The following is a 13,915-nucleotide window of genomic DNA, read 5'->3' as shown; positions in this document are numbered from 1 at the left end:
GTTTCATGATCGAGAAGCTAGGCTGTCTTGGTCGTTCGACAACTCGGCCAGGCTGGCCGAGAAGAGTTTGGTTCTTGATCTTGCCACATGAAGCAAACCGCCCCAGAGCATGAGCCCAGCTAAGGCAAATAATGCGGCCAAGCCGCCCAATATCAGCAAGCGATGGCTATCCCAAAACAGCACGACGATGAACACCGTCAGCAACATGATGGACAGCCCGAAGAAGAAAAGAGCGATGCTGCAATAGAGCAACATCTGCTCTACCCGCAACCGCTCTTCTTCCATCTCGTTGGACAGTAGTTCCAGCCGCGACTGGCCGATGGCGATCAAGGTACCCACCATCCGCTGTAGCGACTCCAACAGACCCGACGATTCAGACATGACTAGCGACGGGCGATCAGCATTCCAATGATCACACCTGCACCGGCGGAGATACCAATCGCCTTCCAAGGATTCTCATGCACGTATTGATCGGTGATTTTGGCGGCTTGACGAGTGCGTTCGATCACCACGGCTTCGGCCTCAATCAATCTATCCTTGGCAACCTTCAAGCTCTTTTGAATACGTGCACGGGCGACGGCTGCGCCTTCTCCTGCTTGGTTTGCCGTAGCTTGCAGCAGCTCTTCTGCATCAGCTACCACGATGCGCATCTCATCCATGAATCTGTCTTTGGAAGGTGCGATGATTGCATTCAAATTGCTAGATTTTGCATCCATGATTCAACTCCTTGTTTTTGTTAATCGTGTTTACCCAATGGCGACAGACTCTGCCGCCCATTACTTTGCGATACGCCCACCATCCCGCTAGAATCTGGAAGCGTATCGCCAGCCCTACTTGACCCGCATATCGTTCTTGACGGACTGCACACCCTTGACACTTTGGGCGACTTCGACCGCCTTGCTGATGTCATGTTGAGTGCCGACAAAGCCGCTCAACTGCACCACGCCCTTATAGGTTTCGACATTGATTTCGGCAGATTTCAATGAATCGTCGCTAAAAATGGCGGCCTTCACTTTGGTGGTAATGACCGTGTCATCGACGTATTCTCCGGTGCCCTCGTGCGTTGCCGTGGAGGCGCAGCCCATGGAATACAGCAGTACAAAAGTCATCAGGATTGCAGAGATAAATTTCAGTTGTTTCATGATCGGTCTCCTAAAATAATTGATTAAACATAAGGTTGATTGAGCTTTTGACGTATGTTCTGAAGCAAGTCACAAACGCCCCAGCAGCAATAGGATGATGACTATGGTCAGCACCAAGCCCAGACCACCGCTGGGGCCATATCCCCAAGAGCGGCTATGCGGCCAAGTCGGAATCGCACCGATCAACATCAACACCAGAATGATCACAATGATCGTGCTCAATGGCATGTTGCTTCTCCTTGAGGCTCAAACTATCGTGGTGCAATGTTGCCGTTGGCGTCGGACAGAATGATCTCCACGCGACGATTTAACTGACGACTGCTGGCCGTGCCATTGCTGGCTACGGGATAGGCTTCGCCGTAGCCCTTAGTGGCGATACGCTCACTGCCCACACCGCTGTCGATCAAGCTAACGCGCACAGCATCAGCACGCCGCTCAGACAGTCCCTGATTGTGGCTGTCGCTACCCTTGCTATCCGTGTGGCCTTCGATCAACACCTTGCGCTGCGGATATTTATTCAGGAATGCGGCCAGTTTCTGCACATTGCGCACACCACCCGGTTCGAGTTGCGACTTGTCGGTGCGGAACAACACATCGGAAAGCGTGATCACCAAACCACGTTCGGTCTTTTTAGCGTTCAGTTCCTTGAGTTGCTGCTCTTGCGCGGCAATGACTGCTCGATCGCGCTCGGCATTCGCACCAGCGGCGGCCAACTCCGCCGTTTGCTGATCCACCGTACCCTGCGCAATCGCTACTTGACGCTTAGCGGCATCGGCTTCAGCCGTTCTGGCATCCAGTCGAACTTCGTTACGCTTTTCACCGGCGTTATTCACCGCTTGCTCCGCCATCTTTCGCTTGGCTGTTTCCTGCGCAATACCAACTTGCTGCTTGGAGACATACGCCCAGTGGTTAACTTCAGTCGTCGCACCACCTTTGTTGGCAGCCGCATCGGCCTTGTTCAACGAGCTAGCGGCTTCATTCAATTCAGCCGTCGCCAAACTGGTGACTTGGGCGTTGGTGCGTGCACGGTCATAGGAACTATGCGCATCGGCCAATACCGGATTGACGGTCGGGGTGGAGGCACAGGCCGACAGAATCGCGACGGTAATCAGTGCCAAGGGAAAATTTAGTGTGCTTTTCATGATGACTCCCGTCGTGATTACTGGGTTTTACGTTCGATCTCTTGGCGCAATACGCGGTTATCTTCGCGTAGTGCATCCGCCGCTTTTTGTGCTTTGGCTGCTCGAGCTGTCGATGCCGCCAGTTGCGCATCCACTTGAGCCTGTTCAGCGAGCTGTCGAGCTAATCCATAGTTCTTCTCAGTGGCAGCACGCTCGGCACCTTCCAACTTATCCACCGCTGATTTAGTCTGCACAGGCGCGTATTCATTGCCACCTATGCTAATGGCATTACTCACAGCCATCCTAGACACAATCATTTGCTCAGTAGGCGCGGGAGGTGAACTTGCGCAGCCCGCCACTAAAGCAACGGCAGCGACTGGCAGGCTAAGCCGCTTCATCATTTGGTACGATCTGAGGTAGTAGAGGTTTTTCATTTCGTTCATCCATTGAGTTGTCTGAGGATTCCATCTTGTGGTCTGTCAAGATGTTCGTCTGTACGCTAACGAACACAGTTGAGCCGACTACACGTTTGATTTCTAGTGCTCACGCCCGCCACCGTGACGGTCACTCCACCCTCCTTCAGGATGCTCTGCTCGCTGCTCGCCGCCGCGACCGTGATGGCGCTCTTGGTAACGGGGCGCGTACTCGCGGTTGTACCAACCCTCCTGCACGAAATAGACCCTCTCGCCACAGGCGTTGTACTGACGACAATGTCGTTTCCAGTTTCTGGAGTGACTGCGCGGTACCCGCAAATAGATCGGCTGCCGTTCCATTGCACCTCGTTCGATATACCGAGGCTGACGGTAGATCAACTGTGGCGGCGGATAGTCACCAATATCCAAGCGACCGTAGAAGCCGGGTTGGCCTATGCTGATCGAGGCGCCAATGTCAGTCGCCCCTACCAAAGCAGGGCTCATACCGATGGCCAAAATCATCGCTATCAATAACTGTTCCATTGCTAATCTCCTAGTAAGGGCGAACCACCCGCGTCACAGGTGCAGCCAGCCTATTTCTTGATCTCGTGCCCAATGATGCCGCCGACTGCTGCGCCACCGACTGTGCCGACCGTACTACCACCCGTTAAGATGGCTCCGCCTACCGCACCGACACCAGCGCCGATTGCGGTGTTCTTTTCCCGTGCGCTCATGCCAGAACATCCCGCCAATACAAGCAAAGCGGCCACGGCCACTGCATTCATCGATAATCTTGATCTTGTGCTCATTTCACACCTCCACAATCGGTAGTTAGGGGCTTGCACCCCTGACGAGTTATTTTGCGTGCTTCGCGTCGGCTTCCTTTTGACGCACTTGCCAAGCCGTCAACTGCTTCTCGGCCTCGTCTTTAGTGACGCCGTAGGTCTCTTGAATCTTCCCCGCCAAGTGATCGCGCTTACCTGCGATCACGTCTAGCTGATCGTCGGTGAGCTTGCCCCACTGTTGTTTGACGGTGCCTTTAAATTGCTTCCAGTTACCTTCGATACGATCCCAGTTCATGTTGTGTCTCCTAATGATTGAGTTGAACCGACCGTAGAGGGAAATCCCCGTTGAGGGTCGGTAAAGACGCGCCCTATCCATGACTAAGGATGAGCACAGAACCGATACTCTTCCTTCCCTTTCTGCTTCTCTGTGCGACAGCGCACAGAGAGCGGAAGACTTACAGCGGATAACCACAACTGGTTAAGCGATCAGCTAGATTTGACAGACGATCCGCTCTCCTTAAATCAACCGCGAAAGGAATCACCATGAAGACAGCAGACAGCATCAAATTGATTGGACTCTCGATGTTTTTGGTCGCCGGCCTAGCCGCTTGTGAGAAGCACGAGAACGCCGAATCCACGGGCAAAAAGCTGGATCAGGCCGCAGAGGATGTCGGCAACAAGATCAGCGAAAGTGCCGAAAAGACATCCGATAAGATCGAAGAACAAAGCGACAAGGCGGGTGTGGCGATCAGTGATGCCGAGATCACAACCAAGGTCAAAGCCGCCATCTTTGCCGAGCCGGGTCTCAAGACTTTGCAGATCAGCGTGGATACCGTCAAAGGCGTGGTCACCTTGAGCGGCACGGTGGATAGCGATAAGAATAGCGACCAGGCCAAGTCACTGGCTGAAGCGGTGAGCGGTGTCAAGGACGTGAATAATCATTTGGTGGTTAAGACTGCAAAGTGATCCTGCTTGCAAGCTCACCGTAACTGAAGCTCGAACACGCCAGCCTCACGTTCCAGCGCGATCAGGCGCAACAGCGGCGCGAGTTGTGGCTGAAGTTGCGGTGGGACTTGGGCAAGCACCAGAAAGTCTGCTGACTCCCCCGCAGCCCAACTCCCCTGCCCTTCAAGCTGCAACTCGCCTTGCACGGTACGCAGCGCGATCTGCGTACGCGTGTCACGCCTGTGCCAATCAAACTGGTAGTCACCCAAGGGTGAGATAGGTGTCAGCACCGACCCTGCATGGTGCCATTGCACCGTAGCGTTGCCCCGCAGTTGCCTCTGCTTAAAAGAAAGAGTCGTGATGTGCACGAACAAGTCTCCCGTCAGCCCCAAGGGGGCGAGCCGCTCTACGTTCAGCCCGATGATCCCCGCAGGCAAACGCAGTTCGGCCTGCTCCAGCGCCCAGCCTGAGTAAGTCAATGTCAGCGGAAATGTTTGCGAGCTATCTATCGTGACCATCACCCGCAACTGTCCAAGCAACAACGACTGTGGCAACACCTGCCAAGCCAACGCCTTGCTCAGCCCGCTGCGTTCATCTGAACCTAGCACCTCTAAAGTCGCGCTGCCTGACCACACCGTGCCTTGCGCCGCAAGTAGTCGAAGGTGCGGATAGCCGAGATTTCGGAGTGCCGGTTCGAGCAAGATCGCAGGGGCAGTTACCATCAAGCTGATCGCGTAGCTCGCCAATCCGATCGATACCCACTGCCAACGCTTCATGGCTGGGCGGTGCGTTGCAGGGTCGCCGTCAAGCTGACCATGCCAGGCGCGGACAATGCCTCGATACGACAGCTTGCTAGCCGCACGTTTTGCGCTTGTAAACCGACCAAGAGATCAAGCCATGCCTTAAACGGTAAAGCTCCGAACACCACCATCACTTGATTCGCATCCGGCGCATCCAGTTTGACCAGCGCTTGAGCCAGCCCAGCTGCGTTGGTTTGCGCTTGCACGATCACGCGCAGATCGGTTGCCGACGCGGTGGGAGACGCGCTTAGGCGCAAACGCTCGATCTCTGACGCCTGCTGCGCCAAACGATGGGCTTGCGCTGCCAACTCAGTGACACTCGCACGCAAGCGCACGTGTGCTGTCCAGCCTAGTTGCATAAGCCAAACGTAGCTCAACACCAGCAGAATCGCCCCTGCATACGCGATGATTCTGCGCTCCTTAGGAGCGCGTGATTGCCAAAATCGCAGCCACTGGATTTTCATGGCGCACTCACGATCACTACCCGCTGCGTGCCTACGGTGGCGGGCGATTCCACCTTCAAACCACGCTCACGCAGACGCGCTTCGATAGCGTGTCCCGTTTCAACTTCTTGCGGCAAGAGTTCCAACGTCATCCGCCCAGATTCGTAGGCCACCGCTCGCACGCTACCCAGCGGCAGCGTCTGCATGACAGCCCCTACCCGTTCGATCATCGGCAAAAAATCACTGCTGTCCGGCTGGCCTGCCGCATGACGCGCATCGCTCAGTTTGCGACGCATCTGCAACACTGGATCGGCCACGGCAACCGCATCGGGAAAGGTCTGACGGAACTGAGTGACCATCTGCTGCCGTATGCTGCGCTGCTGGCTGGCGAGCAAGGCCCAATCACTCAGCAGCGCCACGGTGTGCAGGAGCAAGGTCGCCCCCACGATCCACAGTGCCGGACGCAGCCGCGTCGTCAACCCCGACAATGCGCGCCAACGACGCGGTGGCCGTACCAGATTGACAGTTGTCTCTGACACAGCCAACCCGCTATTCCAAACACCGGCATTCCGTAAGTCAACGCCCAGTTTCGCTTGCCATACCTGCAAATCCGGCACAGCTTCCGGCGCATTCACATAAAGTGCGATCGAACTCGGCAGAGCATTCTGAGTTTTGGCTTCGTCAAGCAACAGACCCAGCAACATCGGCGGCGAGTCGCGGTCGCCCATATCGGTTGCTGCGCCCTCGAACTCGCCAGTGCGCACCATCCCTTCGCTGCCGTTCCATTGCAAACTCCACTCGCCTACGTTCCTATTCAGCAGCAAAGTCTCGCAATGCACTTCATCCACCACCACGCCGACGGCACTCAGAGCAGCCAGCCAAGTGGCCAAGCCGCGCTTGTCGATCACGGCCAGCACATCCTCATCGCCCACTGCGCCCAAGTAACTAACGTGATTGGTGTCCGGCTCGCTAGCGGTCTGCTCTTCAAGCGCAAACGCCAGCAATGAGCTGGCATGACGCTTGGCTCCGTGAGGAATACGCGCGCGCATCAGCAGTACTTGCGCAGCGGGAAGCAGCAACTGGCAACGCTCGGCGTGCTTGGGAAGATCGGCGAGTTGCCCGTCCCCAAGCATCGCTTCCGCTCCGGCATTGAACAAAGCCCAGCGGCAGTGCAGTGCCGGTTCTAACAAATTGCCGTAGATGCGCAGCACGCTCATAACATCTTGCGCCACAGTACATCTGTCCAGCCCGTATCGGTTCGTACCAATAGCGCAGTACTACGCGCCTGAGCACTGCCGATGGAGACGCGCATCTGTACTAGAAAATAGTCACTTGCGAAAGCCACCTTGTCGCTGGCGGCGATCACACCTTTGGGAAGCTGATTAAGAAACTCGGAGTAGTCACGAAAATACGCACGATCTCGCCTGACAACCAGGGCACGTGCCCCCTGCAGATCTAGCTCATCGATCACCGCAGCGAGCACTTCAGCTGACGCGGTGTTCACATTGACGGGGGTAGTGAATGGCAAAGCCGAGATATAGGGACGCAGACGGGTACGCACCTTGCTGTCGTATCCACGTACCAGCGCCAGTTCGGCCACGTCGATCAAAGGTCGATTCGCAGCCAGATACGGTGGCTGCAAGCCCAGATAATAGCCATCTTCGGCTCCGGCTTGCGGCTGTGGCTCGCTGTCTTCGTCGATCCAGTCGGCAAGCGACTCAGCCAACGCCGGGGGTAAACTCAGCGTAGATAATAGTCTCTGAAAATGCGCCAATTGATACGGGTCGATCTTGCCGTCTTGGATCAGGTTGTTGAGGTTGAACTTGCCCTGCTGGTCTTCGATATGCCCTTGCAAGCTGCCGTTCTCCACCGGTATCGACGGCAAACGCAAGGCCCACGGTTCCGCCAGATGATCCTCATTGCTGACTCGTTTATCATCACTTAACACGGCGCGCGTCCAATCCACGCCTACCTGAACCAACATCTGCGCTTGAATATGATCGGCAGCAAGCTCACTCTGCCGCGCCCACACACTCTGCGCGCTCATCATCGCAGTCGCTGCCAACGCGGATAGTGCGACCACGGCCATAGCGAGGACGATGGCGGCACCTGCTTGGCGCGCTCTCACGATCCCAGCCCGAATACGCGGACGATCTCCTCGCCCGAGGCGAGGAAGATGCGTACCCGCAAGGCACGGAGAGTGCGCAAATTGCTCTGCGTCGCTGACCACGTATCCACCCAAGTCAGGTCAGCCGCAAGGTAGTGCAGCTCGAATCGAGTCACCCCGGTGAGCACAACATGATGCTCGGGTAATTGCCCCGGCGCGCCATCCAGACCGTTCCACAGCCACAACTCGATCTCCTGCTTGTCGTTCAAATGGTAGGCCAACCGTCTGGGTGCATCGATGCCTTCGTTGGTCGCGAAGCGACTGAATTCCAAATGAGCCCCCAGCTTCGAATCGGGACGTCCCAGCCACGCGGCAACTGAGCCAGTCTCGATGCGTGTCGGGCGAGGTGCAGCCAGTTGGATATCGCGCTCGAAGCGGGCAAAGAAGGCGTTCACCTGCCGCCATTTCGACGACTCCTGACTAAGGTGCGAACGAGTATCGAGCACGGCAGCCAGCCCTCGATACGACATCAGCGCCAATAAAGCCAGTATCAGCAACGCCGTGAGCAGTTCGATCAGGGTAAAACCGTGTGGACGTGGCCTCATGGCGAGCCTGCTACGGGTTGCACGATGAAACCGACCAGATGCGCCAGTGCGTACGACTCATCGGCGATTGTGAACACCCGCACATCGACACGCCGGAAAGCTGCATTCGGCGTTGCCACCACCTCCTCACGCCAAACAAAGTCCATGCCGCCTTGACGTTCGCTACCGCGCCGCAACCCGACGGGTAGCCAAATTCCGCGGGCGCGCTGCTCAGCTAATAGACTCTCGGCTACCCAACTAGCAAACAGTCGCGCGCGCAGATCGCTCGCGCTGTTGGTTGCCGCACCTGCCACTCGCAACGATGCCAGCAGTGCGATCGAAACAATCGCCAAAGCGACCAGCACTTCGACCAAGGTGAATCCTCGCTTATAGAGCTGCAAATTTCGCATTCGCCCGCCCTCCTTCTGGCATCACCCGTACCTCGCCTAGGGGCGAGTTCGCCACCGTCAGGCGTGCAGCACCCAAGCTAAGTTCGAGCCGAAAGGCTAGTGCCGATCCCTCGGCATCGAACTCCACTCGCATCGACTCTGAGACGCGATGGTTTTCCACATACAGTGCTGAGATCGCCATACCGTGCGGCAATGCACGAGCGCGTAGCAGGTCGTTGTCCACGATCACCATCCAGCGTTGATCCTCGCTTTGACGCCAGAAGCGGTAACTGGATCGATCAGCCGTCCACGCGAGGATACGACCTGAGGAACGCGATTCGGTAGCGGCCAGATCGAGCAATTGGGCTAAGCGTTCGGCCTCGACGCGCAACAGCGCTTTTTCATCCGGCTGCGCTACCGCGCTGACCAAGCCGATCAACAGGCCCATGATGAGCAGCACGACCAATAACTCAATCAACGTGAAGCCACGACAGCAATCGATTGATTTAATGAGTTTTGACATCAGCTAAAGCATCCATGAACCGATGTCGGCATCGTTCCCTGTGCCACCCGATGCCCCATCTGCTCCGGTGCTAAAAATGTCGATCTCACCGTGACTGCCCGGATTCAAATATTGGTAGGGATAGCCCCAGGGATCTTTCGGCTGACGCTCGACATAGCCACCCGGCTTCCAGTTAAGAGGGATCGGGGCGGTGGTCGGCTGCTTCGCCAGTGCTTGTAATCCTTGCTCAGTCACTGGATAGCGCTGATTGTCCAAGCGATACAGTTTGAGTGCCTGCATCAGACTGGCGATGTCCTGCTTCGCCGCCATCACCCGTGCCTCATCCGGACGGCTGATGATCTTGGGTACCACCAATGCGGCAAGTATCCCAAGAATCACGACGACGACCATCACTTCGAGCAAGGTAAAACCACGCTGTCTATTTCTCACTTCATCCACTCCCTTGACTGGCCGAGTCACTTCCGGCCAGTTTCGGATTATCCGCAGCCATTCGCCTCGCTCAGTTCGCTAGCGCACATACGCCGGAATTGTTTCTCCCTATGCTGACGTACTTCATTACGCCGCCACGAAAAATGCGCTTACCCGCCCTGAATCGACCGGATATTGCTCAAACCACCGCCGTCGCTCTGCTCACCGTGACGGCGTTGATGGGCTTGAGCGTCGTGGCAGCCTATTGGACTTGGGCATGGTTGACGCCGAGCCCTAAGCAAAGCGCAATGGTGGTCGAGCTTGTGGCCGAATCGAACAACTCGGCCAGCGTTCTGTTTGGTGTGGCAGATGCACCCACGCTTGCCCCAGCCTCGGGATTGGGCATTCGGCTGCTTGGCATCGTAGCCGCCACCCCCGGACGGCGCGGCTATGCCGTGTTGCAGATCGCCAAGCAGGTGGTCGCCGTGCGTGAGGGTGACGAGATCGCGCCAGGCATCCGCCTAGTGGAGGTCGCGACCGACCACCTCACCCTAGAGCGTGCCGGCAACCGCGAAACACTGGAGTGGACACCCAGCGGCCCTCCCGTACCTAAGCTCACCCCCTAAGCAGCTGCCGCGTAGCGCATAAAAAGTCAGGAGAAATGATGAAGCTGCACCCTATCCCGCTGGAGATGCTCTATCTAGGCATGGTGCTTTGCAGCGCTCCCGCGTGGTCTGCCGATGCTGCGGTGCAACTTGCCCTTGCCGCACCGATAGCCAACCGCCCCCAGGCACCCGTTGGGCCTGACACCGTAACGCTGAATCTGGTCAACGCCGACATCGAAGGCGTGGTCAAAGTGGTCAGCGAGATCACCGGCAAGAGTTTCGTGCTCGACCCGCGAGTGAAAGGTGCGATCAACATCGTTTCGACCAAGCCGATGCTGCGCTCCGCTGTGTACGATGCCTTCGCCTCTGCGCTACGTCTGCAAGGTTTTTCAGTCATCGAAGATCACGGCTTGGTGAGGATCGTGCCCGAAGCCGATGCCAAGCTGAACCCCAGCTCCACCTACGGGCCTAGCGAGATCGCGCATGGCTCGGGTGATCGCATCCAGACCAAAATCATCACGTTGAGATACGAATCGGCGGTGCAGATGGTGCCTATCCTGCGTCCGCTGATCGCGCCGAACAACACCATCACCGCCTACCAAAATAGCAACATGCTGGTCATCACCGACTACGCCAACAATTTGAGGCGACTAGAAAAGATCATCGCCTCGATCGACCTGCCGAACAGCAACGAGCCCGAAGTCATACCGCTGCGCTATGCATCAGCCGTGGATGTGGCCGCAACCGTCAGTCGTTTGTTCGCTGAAGCCGCGTTGTCGCAGACCGAGCCGCAACAACGCCTCACGGTGATTGCCGACACGCGCTCGAACAGCCTGATCGTGCGCTCAGGTGATCCTGCGCGACTGGCGCAGTTACGCAAGTTCGTGGCACTGATGGACACCCCGACCAGTGATGGTGGCAACATCCACGTCGTCTATCTGAAAAACGCCGAAGCGGTGAAATTGGCCGAGACGCTGCGTGCTATCTATCAGGGCGAGGCTAGTTCGAGTGCAGCTGCGCGCACGTCGATCTCCTCGACGCTAGGCAACCCCGCACCTGTGCAAAGCCTCGGTGCTTCTGCCACATTCGGCACGGGATCATCTCAAGCCGCTGCGACATCACCCGGCATCATCCAAGCCGACCCCGCCACCAACTCGATCATCATCACCGCATCAGATGCCATCTACAACAATCTGCGTGCTGTGTTGGACAAGCTCGATGTGCGTCGGGCACAGGTCTATGTCGAGGCGCTTATCGCTGAAGTCACCGCCGATAAAGCCGCCGAATTCGGCGTGCAATGGCAAGACCTGAGCGGTTTGGGCAAGACCAATGCGCAGGTGTTCGGCGGCACTAATTTCGGCACGACGGGGCAGAACATCATCGGCGTGTCGCAGAATCCGACCACGGCTGGACGTGGCTTGAACATCGGCATCGTCAAAGGGCAGATCACGATTCCTGGGGTCGGGCAGATACTTAATCTCGGGCTGCTGGTGCGCGCGCTGGAGACGGATGCCAACGCCAATATCCTGTCCACGCCGACGCTGCTGACGCTGGACAACGAAGAAGCTGCCATCGTCATTGGCAAGAATGTTCCCTTCATCACTGGCCAGTACGCCACCACCGGCGCGGCGACCACCCCGACCCCGTTCCAGACCATCGAGCGGCGCGATGTCGGCCTGACCTTGCGCATCAAGCCACAGATATCGGAAGGCGGCACCGTGCGCCTGCAAATCTACCAAGAAGTATCCAGCCTACAGGACACCACCAATGCGGCGGGTGTCATCACCAACAAGCGCGCGGTAGCTTCGACCGTATTGGTCGATGATGGTCAGATCGTAGTCATCGGCGGCTTGATTCAGGACACGGTCAGCGACGGGATGCAGCGAGTACCGCTGCTGAGCAGCATTCCCTTGCTGGGTGGCTTGTTCAATTACAAGACCCGCGCCCGCAGCAAAACCAATCTGATGATCTTCTTGCGACCGACGCTGGTACGCGACACCCAGCGCGCCGACACCTTCACTGGCGAGCGCTACGACTACATCATCGGCGAGCAAAAGAAAGTCAAACTAGCTCACGACTTGATTCTGCCAGACATGGAGTCGCCCACGTTGCCTCCACTCCCACCACCGCCCGAGATCGGACTGAAGCTATCGACCGAGGTTGGCAGCAACTAATGAAGCCTGCGACCAGTCTGGTTCCCTATGCCTACGCCAAAGCCAACGGCGTGGTCATCACGACGCTGAGTGATGCACTCGCCGAGGTGTCGGTGCGAGTTGGCGCTCCCGCGTCCGCCCTCGCTGAGTTACGCCGAGTGTTGGGCGTAGCTCTGCACTGCCGCCGCATCGATGCTGAGGAATTCGACACACTGATCGCCGCCGCTTACAACGGCGCAGATGTCGGCGCAGCGGCGCTAGCTGGAGATCTAGCGCAAGACTTCGACCTGTCGAGATTGTTGCAAGAGATACCCAAGGTCGAAGATTTGCTGGAAAGTCAGGATGATGCACCGGTGATCCGCCTCATCAATGCGCTCTTCACCCAAGCCTTGCGCGATGGCGCATCCGACATCCACATCGAGCCCTTCGAGACGCGCTCGGTGGTGCGCTTACGCATCGACGGCACACTGCGCGATCTGATCGAGCCAGCGCGGGCGCTGCATGGTGCCATCATCTCGCGCATCAAGATCATGGCGCAACTCGACATCGCTGAAAAACGCTTGCCGCAAGATGGGCGCATCGCCTTACGCATCGCGGGCAAGCCCGTCGATGTGCGCGTGTCCACCATTCCCACCGGACACGGCGAACGCATCGTGCTGCGTTTGCTGGACAAACAAGCCGGACGGTTAGATCTAACCCGTCTAGGCATGGATGAGGCAACCCTGACGCAGATCGACAAGCTGATCCGCGAGCCCCATGGCATCGTACTCATCACCGGCCCGACCGGCTCTGGCAAAACCACCACGCTGTATGCCGCCTTGTCTCGGCTGGATGCGGCGGCGCTCAACATCATGACCGTCGAAGATCCGATCGAATATGACCTCGACGGCATCAATCAGACTCAGGTCAACGCCCGGATCGAGATGACCTTCGCGCGCGCCTTGCGCACCATCCTGCGCCAAGACCCAGACGTGGTGATGATCGGCGAGATCCGCGACCTTGAGACCGCGCAGATCGCGGTGCAAGCCAGCCTCACCGGCCATCTAGTGTTCGCCACGCTGCACACCAACGATGCCGTGAGCGCCGTCACCCGCTTAGTCGATATGGGCGTGGAGCCGTTCCTGCTGGCGTCGAGTTTGATCGGGGTGGGCGCGCAACGGCTGGTACGCTGTTTGTGCTTGGCGTGCCGCCGCCCTTACGCCGCTGATGCCGCACAACTGCGAATACTCGGCTGCACGCCGATTGCGGGCACGCTCTACGCCGCACAAGGTTGCCCTGCCTGCAATCGCAGCGGCTACCGAGGGCGCACCGGCATCTACGAATTGCTGATGGTGGATGATGAGTTACGGCGCTTAGTGCATGACCGCGCTTCAGAACAAACGCTACGAACGCACGCGCAAGCGCGCGGGATGCGCACCTTGCGGGATGACGGGATGCGCCTAGCGGCGCTCGGCATCATCAGTCTCGAAGAAGTCGTGCGCGTCACCGGCGAGTAGT

At 57.6% G+C, this 13,915-nt stretch carries 21 protein-coding genes; 4 read left to right on the top strand and 17 right to left on the bottom strand.

Annotation, left to right across the window (positions count from 1 at the left end; genetic code table 11):
- Positions 1-3: 3 nt before the first annotated feature.
- The 9 genes from OYT1_RS05670 to OYT1_RS05630 all read right to left on the bottom strand — a co-directional run bounded on the left by OYT1_RS05670 (position 4) and on the right by OYT1_RS05630 (position 3,756).
- Positions 4-381, bottom strand: coding sequence for a phage holin family protein (locus OYT1_RS05670; protein ID WP_062627726.1), 378 nt, complete (start codon positions 379-381; stop codon positions 4-6).
- Between the two features lie 2 nt (positions 382-383).
- Positions 384-716 carry a DUF883 family protein gene (locus tag OYT1_RS05665; RefSeq protein ID WP_062627727.1) on the bottom strand — a complete coding sequence of 111 codons (333 nt, stop codon included), beginning with the start codon at positions 714-716 and terminating at the stop codon, positions 384-386.
- Positions 717-830: 114 nt separating this feature from the next.
- Positions 831-1,142, bottom strand: a complete 312-nt coding sequence (locus OYT1_RS05660) for a BON domain-containing protein (protein ID WP_062627728.1) — start codon at positions 1,140-1,142, stop codon at positions 831-833.
- A gap of 69 nt (positions 1,143-1,211) precedes the next feature.
- Positions 1,212-1,370: a DUF3309 domain-containing protein gene (locus OYT1_RS05655; protein WP_084612091.1), complete on the bottom strand. Its 159-nt coding sequence runs from the start codon at positions 1,368-1,370 to the stop codon at positions 1,212-1,214.
- A 23-nt stretch (positions 1,371-1,393) separates the two neighbouring features.
- A complete protein-coding gene (locus OYT1_RS05650; protein ID WP_062627729.1) occupies positions 1,394-2,284 on the bottom strand; it encodes an OmpA family protein in 891 nt (296 codons plus the stop codon).
- 17 nt (positions 2,285-2,301) lie between these two features.
- Positions 2,302-2,697, bottom strand: coding sequence for a DUF4398 domain-containing protein (locus OYT1_RS05645; protein ID WP_084612093.1), 396 nt, complete (start codon positions 2,695-2,697; stop codon positions 2,302-2,304).
- 102 nt (positions 2,698-2,799) lie between these two features.
- Positions 2,800-3,219: a hypothetical protein gene (locus tag OYT1_RS05640; RefSeq protein WP_062627731.1), complete on the bottom strand. Its 420-nt coding sequence runs from the start codon at positions 3,217-3,219 to the stop codon at positions 2,800-2,802.
- A 50-nt stretch (positions 3,220-3,269) separates the two neighbouring features.
- The gene (locus OYT1_RS05635; RefSeq protein WP_062627732.1) at positions 3,270-3,485 is read right to left on the bottom strand and encodes a glycine zipper 2TM domain-containing protein; all 216 of its coding nucleotides are present in this window, start codon (positions 3,483-3,485) and stop codon (positions 3,270-3,272) included.
- A 46-nt stretch (positions 3,486-3,531) separates the two neighbouring features.
- Positions 3,532-3,756: a CsbD family protein gene (locus OYT1_RS05630; RefSeq protein ID WP_062627733.1), complete on the bottom strand. Its 225-nt coding sequence runs from the start codon at positions 3,754-3,756 to the stop codon at positions 3,532-3,534.
- A 248-nt stretch (positions 3,757-4,004) separates the two neighbouring features.
- Here OYT1_RS05630 and OYT1_RS05625 point away from each other — a divergent pair, with 248 nt between their 5' ends.
- The gene (locus OYT1_RS05625; protein WP_062627734.1) at positions 4,005-4,427 is read left to right on the top strand and encodes a BON domain-containing protein; all 423 of its coding nucleotides are present in this window, start codon (positions 4,005-4,007) and stop codon (positions 4,425-4,427) included.
- A 14-nt stretch (positions 4,428-4,441) separates the two neighbouring features.
- On the opposite strand, the gene gspN is transcribed toward OYT1_RS05625, so the two are convergent.
- Genes gspN through gspG form a run of 8 tightly spaced genes read right to left on the bottom strand, consistent with a single transcriptional unit; the run spans position 4,442 to position 9,681 of the window.
- Positions 4,442-5,182, bottom strand: a complete 741-nt coding sequence (gene gspN / locus OYT1_RS05620; RefSeq protein ID WP_062627735.1) for a type II secretion system protein N — start codon at positions 5,180-5,182, stop codon at positions 4,442-4,444.
- Positions 5,179-5,670: a type II secretion system protein GspM gene (gene gspM / locus OYT1_RS05615; protein ID WP_062627736.1), complete on the bottom strand. Its 492-nt coding sequence runs from the start codon at positions 5,668-5,670 to the stop codon at positions 5,179-5,181. The genes gspN and gspM overlap by 4 nt, the downstream gene beginning before the upstream one ends.
- Positions 5,667-6,881, bottom strand: a complete 1,215-nt coding sequence (gene gspL, locus OYT1_RS05610) for a type II secretion system protein GspL (RefSeq protein WP_232013232.1) — start codon at positions 6,879-6,881, stop codon at positions 5,667-5,669. The genes gspM and gspL overlap by 4 nt, the downstream gene beginning before the upstream one ends.
- Complete coding sequence (gspK, locus tag OYT1_RS05605; protein WP_062627738.1) at positions 6,863-7,777, bottom strand: type II secretion system minor pseudopilin GspK; 915 nt, start codon at positions 7,775-7,777, stop codon at positions 6,863-6,865. The genes gspL and gspK overlap by 19 nt, the downstream gene beginning before the upstream one ends.
- Complete coding sequence (locus OYT1_RS05600) at positions 7,774-8,361, bottom strand: type II secretion system protein GspJ (protein WP_062627739.1); 588 nt, start codon at positions 8,359-8,361, stop codon at positions 7,774-7,776. Before OYT1_RS05600 ends, gspK begins: the two co-directional genes overlap by 4 nt.
- Positions 8,358-8,750, bottom strand: coding sequence for a type II secretion system minor pseudopilin GspI (gspI, locus tag OYT1_RS05595; RefSeq protein WP_062627740.1), 393 nt, complete (start codon positions 8,748-8,750; stop codon positions 8,358-8,360). Before gspI ends, OYT1_RS05600 begins: the two co-directional genes overlap by 4 nt.
- Positions 8,728-9,252, bottom strand: a complete 525-nt coding sequence (locus OYT1_RS05590) for a GspH/FimT family pseudopilin (RefSeq protein WP_062627741.1) — start codon at positions 9,250-9,252, stop codon at positions 8,728-8,730. Before OYT1_RS05590 ends, gspI begins: the two co-directional genes overlap by 23 nt.
- Before the next feature lie 3 nt (positions 9,253-9,255).
- Positions 9,256-9,681 carry a type II secretion system major pseudopilin GspG gene (gene gspG / locus OYT1_RS05585; protein ID WP_456298214.1) on the bottom strand — a complete coding sequence of 142 codons (426 nt, stop codon included), beginning with the start codon at positions 9,679-9,681 and terminating at the stop codon, positions 9,256-9,258.
- A gap of 110 nt (positions 9,682-9,791) precedes the next feature.
- Here gspG and OYT1_RS05580 point away from each other — a divergent pair, with 110 nt between their 5' ends.
- Genes OYT1_RS05580 through gspE form a run of 3 tightly spaced genes read left to right on the top strand, consistent with a single transcriptional unit; the run spans position 9,792 to position 13,914 of the window.
- Positions 9,792-10,286, top strand: coding sequence for a type II secretion system protein N (locus tag OYT1_RS05580; RefSeq protein WP_062627743.1), 495 nt, complete (start codon positions 9,792-9,794; stop codon positions 10,284-10,286).
- 35 nt (positions 10,287-10,321) lie between these two features.
- Positions 10,322-12,439, top strand: a complete 2,118-nt coding sequence (gspD, locus tag OYT1_RS05575) for a type II secretion system secretin GspD (protein ID WP_232013231.1) — start codon at positions 10,322-10,324, stop codon at positions 12,437-12,439.
- Entirely contained in the window at positions 12,439-13,914 is a 1,476-nt protein-coding gene (gene gspE / locus OYT1_RS05570; RefSeq protein WP_062627745.1) for a type II secretion system ATPase GspE, read from the top strand. The genes gspD and gspE overlap by 1 nt, the downstream gene beginning before the upstream one ends.
- The last annotated feature ends 1 nt before the right edge of the window (position 13,915 follow it).

This window comes from Ferriphaselus amnicola, from assembly GCF_000974685.2.
GTDB classification, from domain to species: domain Bacteria; phylum Pseudomonadota; class Gammaproteobacteria; order Burkholderiales; family Gallionellaceae; genus Ferriphaselus; species Ferriphaselus amnicola.
Note: the sequence above shows the minus strand (reverse complement) of the source record. Positions and strands in the feature narration are given on the sequence as shown.

Coding starts and splice junctions, on each gene's coding strand:
- OYT1_RS05670 (WP_062627726.1), bottom strand. CDS start 381: ATGTCTGAATCGTCGGGTCTGTTGGAGTCGCTACAGCGGATGGTGGGT.
- OYT1_RS05665 (WP_062627727.1), bottom strand. CDS start 716: ATGGATGCAAAATCTAGCAATTTGAATGCAATCATCGCACCTTCCAAA.
- OYT1_RS05660 (WP_062627728.1), bottom strand. CDS start 1,142: ATGAAACAACTGAAATTTATCTCTGCAATCCTGATGACTTTTGTACTG.
- OYT1_RS05655 (WP_084612091.1), bottom strand. CDS start 1,370: ATGCCATTGAGCACGATCATTGTGATCATTCTGGTGTTGATGTTGATC.
- OYT1_RS05650 (WP_062627729.1), bottom strand. CDS start 2,284: ATGAAAAGCACACTAAATTTTCCCTTGGCACTGATTACCGTCGCGATT.
- OYT1_RS05645 (WP_084612093.1), bottom strand. CDS start 2,697: ATGAAAAACCTCTACTACCTCAGATCGTACCAAATGATGAAGCGGCTT.
- OYT1_RS05640 (WP_062627731.1), bottom strand. CDS start 3,219: ATGGAACAGTTATTGATAGCGATGATTTTGGCCATCGGTATGAGCCCT.
- OYT1_RS05635 (WP_062627732.1), bottom strand. CDS start 3,485: ATGAGCACAAGATCAAGATTATCGATGAATGCAGTGGCCGTGGCCGCT.
- OYT1_RS05630 (WP_062627733.1), bottom strand. CDS start 3,756: ATGAACTGGGATCGTATCGAAGGTAACTGGAAGCAATTTAAAGGCACC.
- OYT1_RS05625 (WP_062627734.1), top strand. CDS start 4,005: ATGAAGACAGCAGACAGCATCAAATTGATTGGACTCTCGATGTTTTTG.
- gspN (WP_062627735.1), bottom strand. CDS start 5,182: ATGAAGCGTTGGCAGTGGGTATCGATCGGATTGGCGAGCTACGCGATC.
- gspM (WP_062627736.1), bottom strand. CDS start 5,670: ATGAAAATCCAGTGGCTGCGATTTTGGCAATCACGCGCTCCTAAGGAG.
- OYT1_RS05600 (WP_062627739.1), bottom strand. CDS start 8,361: ATGAGGCCACGTCCACACGGTTTTACCCTGATCGAACTGCTCACGGCG.
- gspI (WP_062627740.1), bottom strand. CDS start 8,750: ATGCGAAATTTGCAGCTCTATAAGCGAGGATTCACCTTGGTCGAAGTG.
- OYT1_RS05590 (WP_062627741.1), bottom strand. CDS start 9,252: ATGTCAAAACTCATTAAATCAATCGATTGCTGTCGTGGCTTCACGTTG.
- OYT1_RS05580 (WP_062627743.1), top strand. CDS start 9,792: ATGCTGACGTACTTCATTACGCCGCCACGAAAAATGCGCTTACCCGCC.
- gspD (WP_232013231.1), top strand. CDS start 10,322: ATGATGAAGCTGCACCCTATCCCGCTGGAGATGCTCTATCTAGGCATG.
- gspE (WP_062627745.1), top strand. CDS start 12,439: ATGAAGCCTGCGACCAGTCTGGTTCCCTATGCCTACGCCAAAGCCAAC.